Genomic DNA, 15,462 nt, shown 5'->3' on the forward strand with positions numbered 1-15,462 from the left:
GCCACTGCGGGTGTGGCGTAATTGGCAGCCGCGCCAGACTTAGGATCTGGTGCCGAGAGGCGTGTAGGTTCGAGTCCTATCACCCGCACTACCAACAAGGTATTTATAGTCAAAAACCCACTAAAACTGCAATTTTAGTGGGTTTTTTGTTGTTTTCAAGCTGTCACCTCAAAAAAAGCACACAGCATTCGGTGACAATTTCGGTGACATGACTTGCTTTCCGTCAACTCACTTATCTACATATCCTGCAGCGACAATTTCCCCAGATTGAGACTATATTTCTTCAGTTCTCTTTCTGCCTCCAACAGATTGGCTACTTTTTCTTCCAACTTAGTAATACTATACCGGGATTCATCTCTCTTTATCTCATAAATATCGGCCGTTTTATCCAAATCGTTCAGTGTAATAAGGTCAATCTCATTCTCACCCTTCCGATTCCAATACATACCAATATCTGTATACAAACCACTCTGCATAAATTTATCACGAAAATAACGCTCCAACATATTACCTGAAAAAACATCATAATCCCGACGAACTATATTTTCCACCAGTTTCAACGCCCCCGATTCAATATATCCTTGATAGCGATAAATGAAACGGAACCAGAAAGTAAGGAAGTTATCGGCTATACAGTATCTCACTTGTTTAGAATTCTCTTTAGAGAAGATAGGACGCTTCTTACTTATCAGGGAATAATATTTCTCTAACTTAGCTAAATAACCGCCAATTTCAGCTTTCCCCAGACGACTCTCTATTTCTCCACGAGTATAATCTCCCCCCGCTATGCATTCTAATATAGAAAAATAAATAGAGTAATCAGGCCCGAACTCTTCAATGAGCAGGTTCTTCCCTTCATTCAGGAAAGGAGAATTGGGACGAGTCAACAGACTAATCATTTTATCTTTGGTATATGCCTTGTTCGTCATAAACAGATTAACATACCAAGCCACTCCCCCTGTAAATGCATAGAGTGCCAAAAGATCATCCGGCCGGTAAGATGGATTATGATCGGCTAATATCTCTTTCAGCACCTCTACCTCGAATGGTTTCAGGTGTATCATTTGTCCGGCACGGGAAAAAAGAGGCTCTTTCCGATCTTCAAAAATCTGGTGCATCAACGAATAAATAGACCCACTAACTATGAGATTCATCTTTGAAGTCCCTTTATTTAAATCCCACTCCCTTTGTATTTCACTGAAAATAGAAGGATTAGTACGTTGAAAGTCTTGAAATTCATCAATGATAAGATTAAAGGGACGTTCGCGAGAGATGATTAACAGATGACGGAATAATTTGGCAAAAGATGTATAGTTACCGATAGGCAACTCTAATTTACTTTCCGCCTCATCCACAAAGTCCTGACAAAGCAAGGCCTCCGCCTTACGTGCAACAAAGAAATAAAGAGTCAAACTTCCTGCGGTACATTGCAATGCCAATTGGGTTTTGCCAATACGCCTCCGCCCAAACAAAACTGTCATTTGAGATTCTTGTAGAGAAGCCGCACGGATATTCTCTAATAATTCTTGTTCTTCTTCACGATCATAAAACTTCATAATATACTATCCTTTAGCAAGTAAGCACACACTTATTGATATTATTATCGTAACAGACATTACGGTAACAGCCATTACGATAATACAAAGATATTATTTTTACGCTTACTATCAAAGAAATACCAGCATCTTTCCAAGCCCTGTCACCCAAAGGAATTGTGTTAAAAAACCGGGATTTGAATGACCTCGAAATCTTTTTTTCATTTGCATTGTTTTGATGCAATATATCATTCACATAAAAATTTAATGCAATGAAGAGAAACCTGAACCCTCCTATGAAGAGAGCCCTAAGGCTTAAAAATCTATTCTTGACGGCATGTTTCCTGTTGATAGGCACTGCCGCATTCTCCCAGGAACACACTGTAACAGGTGTTGTTACCGATTCATTTAAAGAACCGTTGATTGGTGTATCCATAGTGGTACAAGGAACCAACACCGGTGTAGTGACCGGACTGGATGGCGATTACTCGATCCAAGTTCCTGCAGATGCTACCCTCGAATTCTCATACGTAGGTATGGAGAAGCAAAGCATCAAGGTAGGCAACCGCAATGTCATCAATGTACAAATGAAAGAAGACTCGCAAATGCTCGCCGAAACAGTCGTCATCGGCTATGGTAGCGCAAAAAAACGCGACCTGACAGGATCTATCACCAATATCAAAGGGGATGAGATTGCCAACAAACCGGTTGCCAACCCACTGTCCGCCCTGCAAGGTAAAGTGGCCGGAGTACAAATCATCAACTCCGGCAAGGCTGGTGCCGACCCGGAAATCCGTGTACGCGGTACAAACTCCATCAATGGTTACAAGCCATTGTACGTAGTAGACGGCCTGTTCAATGACAACATCAACTTCTTGAATCCACAGGACATTGAGTCTATGGAAATTCTGAAAGACCCGTCTTCACTTGCCATCTTCGGTGTGCGTGGTGCTAACGGTGTCATCATCATCACCACCAAGAAAGCTAAAGAAGGACAGACCCGTGTAAACATCAATGGTTCATTTGGCTTTAAAGCCATTACCAACAAGATTGCAATGGTGGATGCAGATGGCTTCAAGTTGCTGTATAACGAACAATTAAGAAATGAAGGTAATCCGGAATACGATTTTTCCGACTGGACAGGCAACACCAACTGGCAGGATGAAATATTCCAGACCGGATTCATCACTAACAACAACATCAGCATCACAGGTGCTTCCGACAAACATAGCTTCTACCTCGGTGCGGGCTATGCTTACGAACAAGGAAACATCAAGCATGAGAAGTATAGCAAAATCACACTGAACATCAGCAATGATTATAAAGTAACAGACAACTTTAAAGTAGGTTTCCAATTCAACGGTGCACGTATGTTACCGGCCGATTCAAAGAGTGTTGCCACTGCCTTGCGTGCAGCTCCGGTGGCAGAGGTATATAATAAGGAATATGGTTTATATACCTCCCTTCCCGGATTCCAGAAAGCACAAATGAATAACCCGATGGTGGACGTTGACTTGAAAGCGAACACTACAAAAGCGGAGAACTACCGTGGTTCGGGCAATATATACGGGCAATGGGACTTCCTGAAACATTTCCAGTTCAAAGCCATGTTCTCACTGGATTATGCATCGAACAGCACACGGACTTATACGCCGATTATTAAAGTGTATGATGCCAGTGCCGAAGGTGATATAGCTACACTGGGCACCGGCAAGACCGGAGTCACCCAGGCCAAAGAAACGGAAATGAAAGTGCAGAGCGACTATCTGTTGACCTACACCAATTCATGGGGTGATCACAGCCTGACAGCCACCGCCGGTTTCACAACCTATTACAATAAACTTGAAAACCTGAATGCCGGACGCACGCAAGGCGTAGGTCTGATCATTCCGGACAATCCCGACAAATGGTATGTAAGTATCGGCGATGCCGCCACTGCTACCAATGGTAGTACACAATGGGAACGTTCTACAGTATCTGTACTGGCACGTATTCTCTATAATTATAAAGGCAAGTACCTGTTCAACGGTTCCTACCGCCGCGACGGTTCTTCCGCTTTCTCTTATACAGGAAACCAATGGCAGAATTTCTATTCCGTAGGTCTGGGTTGGCTGATGAGCGAAGAGGAATGGATGAAAGGTATCGAATGGCTGGATATGTTGAAACTGAAAGGATCATGGGGTACGCTGGGTAACCAGAACCTGGATAGAGCCTATCCGGCGGAGCCTTTGCTGACCAATGCCTACTCCGCAGTATTCGGTACTCCGTCCGCCATTTATCCGGGCTATCAGCTTGCCTATCTGCCTAACCCGAACCTGCGTTGGGAAAAAGTAGAAGCATGGGAAGTAGGTGCCGAAGCCAACTTCTTCCGCAACCGCCTGCACTTTGAAGGTGTATATTACAAGAAGAAAACAAAAGACCTGCTGGCAGAAGTTCCCGGTATTTCAGGAACCGTGCCGGGCATCGGTAACCTGGGGTCTATCGAAAACCTGGGTGTGGAACTTGCACTGAGTTGGCGCGACCAGATCGGCGACTGGAATTATAACGTCGGAGCCAACCTGACTACCATTAAGAATAAGGTATTGAGCCTTGTACAAGATGGATACTCCATCATTGCCGGAGATAAGAGCCAAAGTTATACAATGGCAGGTTATCCTATCGGTTACTTCTATGGTTACAAAGTAGAAGGTGTTTACCAGACTCAGGAAGAGATTGATAATTCACCGAAGAATAAGCTTGCAACGGTCACTCCGGGTGACTTGAAGTTCAAGGATGTGAACGGTGACGGTGAAATCACCACAGCCGACCGTACCATGATCGGTAATCCGACACCGGATATTACTTATGGTATTACTCTCGGAGTAGGTTACAAAAACTGGGAGTTGGCAGTAGACATGATGGGACAAGGCGGCAATCAGATTTACCGTACCTGGGATAACTATAACTGGAGCCAGTTCAACTTCATGGCACAACGCATGGACCGTTGGCATGGAGAGGGTACCAGCAATACCCAGCCGTTGCTGAATACGAAACACAGCATCAACAATATGAATTCTGAATACTATATAGAAGACGGCTCGTTCTTCCGCATCCGCAACGTATCATTGGCTTACAACTTTGACAAGGCGTTGATTTCCAAGATCGGTATGCAGGCACTGAAACTCTATGTGAATATTCAGAATCTGAAAACGTGGAAACATAACACCGGATATACACCTGAACTGGGTGGCTCGGCCATTGCCTTCGGGGTGGATGACGGAAGTTATCCGATGCCGGCGATTTATACGTTCGGGTTTAATCTGACGTTCTAAAGGGGCGTAGCGCCCCGGCAAGATTTCCTTGCGGCGTACAAGAGTAACTCCATATTATAATAACCATAACAACTAAAGATTATGAAGATAAAGAAATATATCCTATCCCTGCTGATTGGCGCGACCGCCCTCTCATTCAGTTCCTGCAATGACTTTCTGGACCGCGACCCGTTAGGCCAGTTCACGGAAGACGACGCCCCCAACGCCCTTGTAGGCGGAAAAATATTCAACGTTTACTACCTGATGCGTTCGTATGACATCACCGCAGGTATCCCCGCTTTCATGGTACACATGGTTCGCAGCGAGGATTCAGAAAAGGGCAGTGATGCCGGCGACGGCGGTAACGAAGCTGCCATGTGGGATGATTTTGAGTACACAGCCTCCAACGGCCCGTTAGCCGCTTACTGGGGGCAGAACTACAAAATCATCTACCAATGTAATGAGATTCTGGACGACATCGCCAACAGCGACCATAAGGACGACACCGAATCCATCCGCAACCGTGGTGAAGCCCTCTTCTTCCGTGCTTACTGCTACTTCAACCTGGTACGTGCCTTTGGTGAAGTGCCTCTGGTGACCATCAAAGTAGTGGAAGCCTCCGATGCCAACGTCCCCAAAACCACTGCCGAGAAGATATACGAACAGATTGACAAAGACCTGACCGAAGCCGAAAAGTGCCTGCCCTTGAGATGGGACAGCGACTACACGGGACGGCTCACCTGGGGTGCCGCACGTTCCCTGCACGCACGTACCTACATGATGCGTAACGACTGGGAAAATATGTACACTGCTTCTACGGATGTCGTTAATTCCGGAATCTATAACCTGAATACTCCGGTAGATAAAGTCTTCACCGTAGAAGGTGAGAATTGCGGCGAAAGTATCTTCGAACTGCAATGCGAATCTACCGACGCTATGAAGGAAGACGGCAGCATCGGCAGCCAGTTCTGCCAGGTACAGGGTGTACGCGGAGCAGGCAACTGGGACTTGGGCTGGGGTTGGCACATGGCCACCACCCTGATGGGTAAAGCTTACGAACCGGGCGATCCGCGTAAAGATGCGACGCTACTCTATTTCCGCCGTAGCGATGAAGAGCCCATCACTCCGGAGAATACGAACAAGCCTTATGGTGAATCGCCCGTATCCACCGCCATGGGTGCTTACTTCAATAAGAAAGCGTACACCGACCCAACCCTACGCCGCAAGTATACCCGCATGGGATTTTGGGTAAATATCCGTTTGATCCGCTATCCGGATGTCTTGTTGATGGCTGCTGAATCTGCCAATGAGAAAGGTTTAATGGGTGAAGCAAGCGGTTATCTGGAACAGGTACGTGCACACGCTCGCGGCACGCTGACCAATGTACTGCCTAAAGTTGAATCTTTGGATCAGAGTGTATTGCGTGAGGCTATCCGCCATGAACGCCGTGTAGAACTGGGATTAGAGCCCGACCGCTTCTATGACCTCGTACGTTGGGGCATCGCACAAGAAGTGCTTCAGGCTGCCGGTAAGAACTACCAGCCCAAGAATGCACTGTTACCATTGCCACAGACAGAAATAGATAAATCAAACGGTGTATTGGTGCAAAATCCCGATTATTAATCAAATCGAACTCCGCAAGTATCGGCAAGCCATGCAACCGCAGAGTTTATCAGAAAAGCCTGCGGAGGCTAAGGCGTCAAGAGGCAAGATTCTATTCTTTCCACCGTGGAGGTTTTTTCTTTCCACCATGGTGGAAAGAAAAAACCTCCACGGTGGAAAGAAAGAAACCCCATGGTGGAAAGAATAAGCAAATACTACCGCGCGGCTTAGCAATAGGGAAGAAAATCCTTAAATATCGCAGTCAGATTGCTTATGACAACCCATGCTCATTTTATTATCTTAAAATATAGAAATATATGAAAGCAATATTCAAAAGAACAAGCCTGTTGTTGATGGGCGCCCTGATAGGCATATCAACCGTACAGGCACAAAAGTCCCCCCAAGACATGGACCGCTTCATCGATGCGCTGATGAAGAAAATGACTGTGGAAGAGAAAATCGGACAGTTGAACCTACCCGTCACGGGAGACATCACCACAGGACAGGCCAAGAGCAGCGACGTAGCCGCAAAGATTGAAAAAGGATTGGTAGGCGGACTCTTCAACCTGAAAGGGGTAGACCGCATTCTTGAAGTGCAAAAGCTGGCAGTAGAGAAATCACGTCTCGGTATTCCCCTGTTATTCGGCATGGACGTGATACATGGATACGAAACCATCTTCCCCATCCCATTGGGGCTGTCCTGCACTTGGGATATGGCCGCCATCGAGAAGTCTGCCCGTATCGCAGCCATCGAAGCAAGTGCCGATGGCATCTCCTGGACATTCAGTCCGATGGTAGACATCAGCCGTGATCCACGTTGGGGACGTGTCAGCGAAGGTTCGGGAGAAGACCCTTTCCTGGGTGGAGCTATCGCACAGGCAATGGTATACGGATACCAGGGTGCCAATCTGCAAGACCAGTTGCGCCGTAATGATGAAATCATGGCCTGCGTTAAACATTTCGCCCTGTATGGAGCCGGAGAGGCCGGACGCGATTATAACACAGTGGACATGAGCCGCAACCGGATGTTCAATGAATTTATGTATCCGTACGAAGCTGCCGTAGAGGCAGGTGTAGGTAGCGTAATGGCTTCATTCAATGAAATAGACGGGATACCGGCTACCGGGAACAAATGGCTATTGAGCGACTTGCTGCGTGGCCAATGGGGGTTTGAAGGGTTTGTGGTAACAGACTTTACAGGTATTGCGGAGATGATAGAACATGGTGTCGGCGACTTACAAACCGTCAGTGCACTTGCCCTGAATGCAGGTGTGGATATGGATATGGTAAGTGAAGGTTTTGTCGGCACGCTGATGAAATCCATTAAAGAAGGAAAAGTGAGAATGGGTACGCTAAATACGGCTTGCCGCCGGATATTGGAAGCAAAATATAAATTGGGCCTGTTCGACAATCCTTATAAATATTGTGATGTGAACCGTCCGAAGCGGGACATCTTTACAAAAGAACATCGGGATGCCGCCCGTAAGATTGCCAGTGAAAGTTTTGTACTTTTAAAGAACGCTCCCTTAGCAGCACAGAAAAATGCCGCCCCCGTGCTTCCATTAAAGAAGCAAGGCACCGTTGCAGTAATCGGTCCTCTCGGCAATACGCGTAGCAATATGCCGGGCACTTGGAGTGTAGCTGCACGCCTCAACGATTATCCTTCTTTGTACGAAGGACTGAAAGAGATGATGGCAGGCAAAGTCAACATCACCTACGCCAAGGGCAGCAACCTTATCGGTGATGCTGCTTACGAAGAACGTGCCACCATGTTCGGTCGCTCACTGAACCGCGACAACCGTACGGATCAGGAATTATTGGACGAAGCGCTGAAAGTGGCAGCCGGAGCCGATGTCATCGTAGCCGCACTGGGGGAATCTTCTGAAATGAGTGGTGAAAGTTCAAGCCGCACAGAACTCGGCTTACCCGATGTGCAGCATACTTTACTGGAAGCCTTACTAAAAACAGGCAAGCCTGTAGTACTTACTCTGTTTACCGGTCGCCCGTTGACACTGAACTGGGAACAGGAACATGTACCTGCTATCCTCAATGTATGGTTCGGAGGTAGCGAGGCAGCTTATGCCATTGGCGATGTATTGTTCGGCGACGTAAATCCAAGTGGAAAGCTGACGATGACGTTCCCGAAGAATGTAGGCCAGATACCTTTGTTCTACAATCATAAGAATACCGGTCGCCCGTTGGCAGAAGGTAAATGGTTCGAAAAGTTCCGTTCAAATTATCTGGATGTGGATAATGAACCATTGTACCCCTTCGGTTATGGATTATCATATACCAACTTCCAGTATAGTGACATTGCACTGAGCACGCCTACACTGGGAAAAGACGGTTCTGTTACCGCCGTAGTTACTGTAACCAATACGGGTAAATACGATGGTGCGGAAGTAGTACAACTCTATATCCGTGATCTTGTAGGAAGCATCACCCGTCCGGTGCGCGAGCTGAAGGGGTTCAATAAGATCTTCCTTCGTGCCGGAGAAAGTAAAACAGTATCATTCACCATCACGCGCGACCTGCTCCGGTTCTATGATTATGATATGAATTACGTAGCCGAACCCGGTGATTTCAATATTATGATCGGTGGAAACAGCCAGACGGTGAAGACGGCAAAATTAACACTTAAATAAAGTGATTAGGGTTTAGTGATAAGTGATTAATGCCATGCGGAATAATAGCGCAGCCCACTAATCACTTATCACTAAACCCTAATCACTAAACTTCCCCTCTATATTAATTATGAAACAACTAACAACCTACTTTCCCCTTCTCTTCCTGCTCCTTCTCGGAGCTTGTAAGAATTCGAACCCCGGCAACACTGCCCGACTTACGGACGATGCTTTGATGGACACTGTTCAACGGCGAACCTTCAATTACTTCTGGGAAGGCGCAGAGCCTAACAGTGGTCTTGCCCCCGAACGTATCCACATGGACGGCATCTATCCCGAGAAAGACCAGAACGTTGTCACTTCCGGTGGCAGTGGCTTCGGTATTATGACCATACTTTCAGGTATCGACCGCGGCTACGTCACCCGTGAAGAAGGTCTGGCACGTATGGAAAAGATTGCCTCTTTCCTCGAGAAAGCTGACCGTTTTCATGGAGCCTACCCACATTGGTGGTATGGAGATACCGGTAAAGTGAAACCTTTCGGACAAAAAGACAATGGTGGAGATCTTGTGGAAACAGCCTTCCTGATACAAGGATTACTGGCTGTACACCAATATTACATCAATGGTTCGCCGGAAGAGCAGGCACTTGCCAAACGCATCGATATCCTCTGGCGCGATGTCGATTGGAATTTCTATCGCCAAGGCGACCAGAATGTACTCTACTGGCATTGGAGCCCCGAATATGGCTGGGCAATGGATTTCCCTGTACATGGTTATAATGAATGCCTCATCATGTACCTGCTTGCTGCAGCCTCTCCTACGCATGGTGTTCCTGCCGCTGTCTATCATGACGGTTGGGCACAGAACGGTGCCATCGTCGATCCCCATAAAGTAGAAGGCATCGAACTTCATTTGCGCTATCAAGGTTGTGAAGCCGGACCTCTCTTTTGGGCACATTATTCTTTCCTCGGATTGGATCCGACAAACCTGAAAGATGAATATTGCGCCAGCTACTTCGACGAAATGCGCAACCTGACGCTTGTGAACCGTGCTTATTGCATCCGCAATCCGAAGCACTACAAAGGTTTCGGCCCGGACTGCTGGGGACTGACCGCTAGCTACTCCGTGGGCGGATATGCCGCCCACATGCCGAACGAACGGGACGACCAGGGAGTTATATCCCCTACTGCCGCCCTTTCATCCATTGTCTATACACCGGAGCAGTCGCTGGCTGTGATGCGGCACCTCTACGGAATGGGCGATAAGCTATTCGGGCCTTACGGTTTCTACGATGCCTTTAGCGAAACTGATAACTGGTATCCCAAGCGATATCTCGCCATTGACCAAGGCCCGATAGCCGTCATGATAGAGAACTATCGCACTGGATTGCTATGGAACCTCTTTATGAGCCATCCGGATGTACAAAACGGATTGCAGAAACTGGGATTCTCAATAAATAAATAGATAGAAAAGCCGGAAGCAGTACACAATACTTGTTTCCGGCTTTTATTTTTTATCAGATAAGTTTCATTATACACTTTCCTTATTTCACTAAGAAACAAGGTATTAAATTAATTTGAGTAGTAAATGAGTAGTCTTTGAATTGTTAAAAATCAGGGATATGTATTGGTGGTGAATGTGTTTTTTGTGCACGGCTTATTTCTATTCATACTTTTGCCCCAGACTTAATTCTCGCCAAAAACAAAAGAAGCGAGAAATGAGGTCCAACCTAGTTATCCACTAAAAAATTTAATGCAATGAAGAAAAAAACACTTCTTCCCTTGGAGAAAGCCTCATGGCTTAAAAGTTTATTTCTATTAGTGTGCCTCGTACTTTCCGGCACCACTGTATTCGCTCAGGAAAAAACAGTAACCGGTGTAGTAACCGATTCATTCAATGAGCCGTTGATTGGCGCATCTATTGTAGTACAAGGTACCACTAACGGTGTAATAACCGACCTTGATGGTAAGTATTCCATTAAAGTTACTCCGGGTGCTACTCTCCAATTTTCATACGTAGGTATGGAGAAACAAAGTATCAAAGTAGGCAATCAGAGTATTATCAACGTTCAGTTGAAAGATGATTCCCAAATGCTTGCCGAAACAGTAGTTATCGGTTATGGTAGTGCAAAGAAACGCGACCTGACAGGTTCTATCACCAATATCAAAGGTGACGAGATTGCCAACAAACCGGTTGCCAATCCATTATCGGCTCTGCAAGGTAAAGTGGCCGGTGTACAGGTTATCAACTCCGGCAGGGCAGGTGAAGACCCTGAAATCCGCGTACGCGGTACCAACTCTATCAATGGTTACAAACCTTTGTATGTAGTTGACGGATTGTTTAACGACAACATCAACTTCCTGAATCCACAGGATATTGAATCTATGGAAATCCTGAAAGACCCGTCCTCGCTCGCCATCTTCGGTGTACGTGGTGCCAACGGTGTTATCATTATCACTACGAAGAAAGCTAAAGTAGGCCAGACTCGCGTAAACATTAACGGCTCTTTTGGCTTTAAGAGCGTACCCAATCAGATTGAAATGGTAGATGCAGCCGGATTCAAAGAACTGTATAACGAACAGCTAAGAAATGAAGGTAATCCCGAATTCGACTTCACGGGTTGGAACGGTAACACTAACTGGCAGGACGAAATCTTCCAGACCGGTTTCATCACCAATAATAATGTCAGCATCACAGGAGCTTCCGAAAAGCATAGTTTCTATCTTGGTGCCGGGTATGCTTATGAACAAGGTAACATCAAGAACGAAAAGTACAGCAAAATAACGCTGAGCGTCAGCAATGAGTATAAACTGACAGATAACTTCAGAGTAGGTTTCCAGTTCAACGGTGCACGCATCTTACCAGCCGACACTAAGACTGTAACCACTGCTGTTCGCGCTACTCCGGTAGCTACGGTATTCAATGACCAATACGGCCTTTATACAACTTTGCCTGAATTCCAGAAGGCACAAATGAATAATCCAATGGTAGACGTTGACCTGAAAGCCAACACAACACGTGCCGAGAACTATCGTGGTTCGGGGAACGTATATGCTGAATGGGATTTCCTGAAACATTTCCAGTTCAAGGCTATGTTCTCTATGGATTATGCTTCTAACAATAGCCGCAAGTTCACTCCTATCATTCAGGTATATGATGCCAGTGCCGAAGGAAACATAGTTACACTGGGCGATGGTAAGACAGGTGTCAGCCAAGCCAAACAGACAGAGATGAAAACACAGAGTGACTATCTGTTGACTTACACGAATACATGGGGTGATCATAGCCTGACAGCTACTGCCGGTTTCACCACTTATTACAACAAACTGGAGAATCTGGGAGCTGCCCGTGCACAAGGTGTAGGTCTGGTGATTCCTGATAATCCTGACAAATGGTACGTAAGCATCGGTGATGCCGGTACTTCCACCAATGAAAGTACACAATGGGAACGTGCTACCGTATCAATGCTGGGACGTATCCTTTACAACTATAAAGGCAGATATTTATTCAACGGTTCGTTCCGTCGTGACGGTTCTTCCGCTTTCTCGTACACAGGAAACCAATGGCAGAATTTCTACTCTGTAGGTGCAGGCTGGCTAATCAGCGAAGAAGAATTTATGAAAGATATCACTTGGCTGGATATGTTGAAGCTGAAAGGTTCATGGGGTACACTTGGTAACCAAAATTTGGACAAAGCTTATCCTGCAGAACCTTTGTTGAGCAACGCATACTCTGCCGTATTCGGTACTCCGTCCGCCATCTATCCGGGCTATCAGCTTTCTTACCTGCCTAATGCTACCCTGAGATGGGAAAAGGTAGAAGCATGGGAAGTCGGTGCAGAAGCTAACTTCTTCCGTAACCGCTTGCACCTGGAAGGTGTATATTACAAGAAAACCACGAAAGATCTGCTTGCCGAAGTACCGGGCATTTCAGGAACAGTACCGGGTATTGGTAATCTGGGATCTATCGAAAACAAGGGTATTGAACTTGCCATTAACTGGCGCGACCAGATCGGTGACTGGAACTACAGCATTGGTGGCAACCTGACTACTATCAAAAATAAAGTGCTGAGTCTTGTACAAGAAGGTTATTCTATCATCTCAGGTGACAAGAGCCAGAGTTATACAATGGCCGGATTCCCTATCGGTTACTTCTATGGTTACAAGGTAGAAGGTGTTTACCAAAACCAAGCTGAAATAGACAACTCACCCAAGAATACACTGGCAACCGTTACACCGGGTGACCTGAAGTTCGTAGACGTGGATGGCAACGGTGAAATCACTCCTGCCGACCGTACCATGATCGGCGATCCGACTCCGGACGTGACTTACGGCATCAACTTCAGTGTAGGTTACAAAAACTGGGAACTGGGTGTTGACATGATGGGACAAGCCGGTAACGAAATCTACCGTACATGGGACAACTACAATTGGAGCCAGTTCAACTTCATGAAACAGCGTCTGAACCGCTGGCATGGTGAAGGTACCAGCAACAGCCAGCCGTTGCTCAACATGAAGCATACGATCAATAACCTGAACTCTGAATACTACATTGAAGACGGTAGTTTCTTCCGGATACGTAACGTACAGTTGGCTTACAACTTTGATAAGACATTACTCTCCAGGATTGGAGTACAAGCGCTCAAGCTCTATGCCAATATTCAGAACCTAAAGACTTGGAAACATAATACCGGTTACACACCCGAGCTGGGCGGTACAGCTATTGCATTTGGTGTGGACAACGGTAGCTATCCGATGCCGGTAGTTTATACATTTGGTTTCAACCTTACTTTCTAAAATGAAGAATGAAATACTAAACATTAATCATTAAACATTGAAAACATGAAGATACAAAAATATATCCTATCACTGTTGATTGGCTCTGCAGCCATCTCATTCAGTTCTTGTAATGATTTCCTGGACCGCGACCCGCTGGGACAATTCACGGAAGACGATGCCCCCAACGCTCTTTTAGGTGGAAAGATTTATAATGTATATTACCTGATGCGCAGCTATAACATCACTGCCGGTATTCCCTCTTTCATGATAGAAATGGCACGCAGCGAAGACTCCGAGAAGGGTAGTTCGGCAGGCGACGGCGCCGATGTGGCAGCCATGTACGACGATTTCGAATACACAGCCTCCAATGGAACTATGGGAGCTTACTGGACTCAGAACTATAAGATCATCTTTCAGTGTAATGAAGTGCTGGATGACATCGAGAAAGAAGGAAAGACAGATACGGAAACCATGCGCAACAAGGGAGAAGCCCTTTTCTTCCGCGCCTACTGTTATTTCAACCTGGTACGTGCCTGGGGAGAAGTGCCTCTGATCACCTTCAAGGTTGTAGATTCTGCCGACGCAAATGTAGCAAAAAGCGGTATTAATAAAATCTATACACAGATTGATAACGATCTGACTGAAGCAGAAAAACTTCTGCCCTTGCAATGGGATTCAAACTATACAGGTCGCGTTACCTGGGGTGCCGTACGATCACTGCATGCACGTACCTATATGATGCGTAACGACTGGGATAACATGTATAAACTCTCTACCGAAGTGATTGGTAAAGGCCTTTACAACCTCGACACTCCGGTAGATAAGATCTTCACCGTAGAAGGCGAGAACTGTGGTTCCAGTATTTTCGAGTTGCAGTGTGAATCTACAGATGCATTGAAGAACAGCCTTACCATAGGTAGCCAGTTCTGCGAAGTACAAGGTGTACGCGGCTCCGGCGACTGGAACTTAGGCTGGGGATGGCACATGGCTACCACAGAATTGGGCAAAGCTTTTGAACCGGGTGACCCGCGTAAAGATGCCACTTTACTCTACTTCCGCCGCAGCATCGATGAACCTATCACGGAAGCCAATACCAATAAGCCTTACGGCGAATCTCCCGTTTCCACAGCCATGGGTGCTTACTTCAACAAAAAGGCATACACTGAACCATCATTGCGCAAGAAGTATACCAAGGGTGGTTTCTGGGTGAATATCCGCCTTATCCGCTACACGGACGTATTACTGATGGCTGCCGAAGCTGCCAATGAAAAGAATCTGCCGGGCGAAGCCAAAACATATCTGGAGATGGTACGTTCACATGCCCGTGGTCTGGACAAGGAAATCCTGCCCGAAGTTACTACCAATGATAAGGTTGAACTGCGCAAAGCTATTATGCACGAACGCCGTGTAGAGTTGGCTCTCGAACCAGGACGCTTCTACGATCTTGTACGTTGGGGTACTGCAAAAGAAGTACTGGCCGCTGCCGGTAAAACGTATCAGGATAAAAACGCTTACCTGCCTATTCCGCAAACGGAGATAGATAAATCGAAGGGAGTACTGGTACAGAATCCGAACTACTAATAAACAATGCTATCCCAATTCTCTTCATTCCAAGATGAAGAGGATTGGGGA

At 46.3% G+C, this 15,462-nt stretch carries 7 protein-coding genes and 1 tRNA gene; 7 read left to right on the plus strand and 1 reads right to left on the minus strand.

The annotated features are described in order from the left end of the window. Positions 1-6 precede the first annotated feature (6 nt). Positions 7-88, plus strand: a tRNA-Leu gene (locus BACINT_RS03465). 148 nt (positions 89-236) lie between these two features. Here the strand turns inward: BACINT_RS03465 and BACINT_RS03470 are convergent. Beyond that, complete coding sequence (locus tag BACINT_RS03470; RefSeq protein WP_007660636.1) at positions 237-1,556, minus strand: ATP-binding protein; 1,320 nt, start codon at positions 1,554-1,556, stop codon at positions 237-239. A 251-nt stretch (positions 1,557-1,807) separates the two neighbouring features. On the opposite strand from BACINT_RS03470, the gene BACINT_RS03475 reads away from it, so the two are divergent. The 6 genes from BACINT_RS03475 (at position 1,808) to BACINT_RS03505 (ending at position 15,411) form a co-directional block, all read left to right on the plus strand. Next, positions 1,808-4,846, plus strand: coding sequence for a SusC/RagA family TonB-linked outer membrane protein (locus BACINT_RS03475; protein ID WP_007660640.1), 3,039 nt, complete (start codon positions 1,808-1,810; stop codon positions 4,844-4,846). A gap of 81 nt (positions 4,847-4,927) precedes the next feature. Continuing rightward, on the plus strand, positions 4,928-6,448 hold the full coding sequence (locus BACINT_RS03480; protein ID WP_007660641.1) for a RagB/SusD family nutrient uptake outer membrane protein: 1,521 nt from the start codon (positions 4,928-4,930) through the stop codon (positions 6,446-6,448). Positions 6,449-6,744: 296 nt separating this feature from the next. After that, positions 6,745-9,072, plus strand: coding sequence for a beta-glucosidase BglX (gene bglX, locus BACINT_RS03490; protein WP_007660643.1), 2,328 nt, complete (start codon positions 6,745-6,747; stop codon positions 9,070-9,072). 109 nt (positions 9,073-9,181) lie between these two features. Next, complete coding sequence (locus tag BACINT_RS03495) at positions 9,182-10,516, plus strand: glucoamylase family protein (RefSeq protein ID WP_007660644.1); 1,335 nt, start codon at positions 9,182-9,184, stop codon at positions 10,514-10,516. Positions 10,517-10,809: 293 nt separating this feature from the next. After that, positions 10,810-13,848 (plus strand): SusC/RagA family TonB-linked outer membrane protein, encoded by a 3,039-nt coding sequence (locus BACINT_RS03500; protein WP_007660645.1) that lies wholly within the window; start codon positions 10,810-10,812, stop codon positions 13,846-13,848. 45 nt (positions 13,849-13,893) lie between these two features. Beyond that, entirely contained in the window at positions 13,894-15,411 is a 1,518-nt protein-coding gene (locus tag BACINT_RS03505) for a RagB/SusD family nutrient uptake outer membrane protein (protein WP_007660646.1), read from the plus strand. Positions 15,412-15,462 lie beyond the last annotated feature (51 nt).

Origin of the sequence: Bacteroides intestinalis DSM 17393 (assembly GCF_000172175.1) — a bacterium.
GTDB lineage: Bacteria > Bacteroidota > Bacteroidia > Bacteroidales > Bacteroidaceae > Bacteroides > Bacteroides intestinalis.

Excerpts from the sequence above, each read along its gene's own strand:
- BACINT_RS03505 (WP_007660646.1), top strand. The coding sequence starts at position 13,894 with ATGAAGATACAAAAATATATCCTATCACTGTTGATTGGCTCTGCAGCC.
- BACINT_RS03500 (WP_007660645.1), top strand. The coding sequence starts at position 10,810 with ATGAAGAAAAAAACACTTCTTCCCTTGGAGAAAGCCTCATGGCTTAAA.
- BACINT_RS03475 (WP_007660640.1), top strand. The coding sequence starts at position 1,808 with ATGAAGAGAAACCTGAACCCTCCTATGAAGAGAGCCCTAAGGCTTAAA.
- BACINT_RS03470 (WP_007660636.1), bottom strand. The coding sequence starts at position 1,556 with ATGAAGTTTTATGATCGTGAAGAAGAACAAGAATTATTAGAGAATATC.
- BACINT_RS03495 (WP_007660644.1), top strand. The coding sequence starts at position 9,182 with ATGAAACAACTAACAACCTACTTTCCCCTTCTCTTCCTGCTCCTTCTC.
- BACINT_RS03480 (WP_007660641.1), top strand. The coding sequence starts at position 4,928 with ATGAAGATAAAGAAATATATCCTATCCCTGCTGATTGGCGCGACCGCC.
- bglX (WP_007660643.1), top strand. The coding sequence starts at position 6,745 with ATGAAAGCAATATTCAAAAGAACAAGCCTGTTGTTGATGGGCGCCCTG.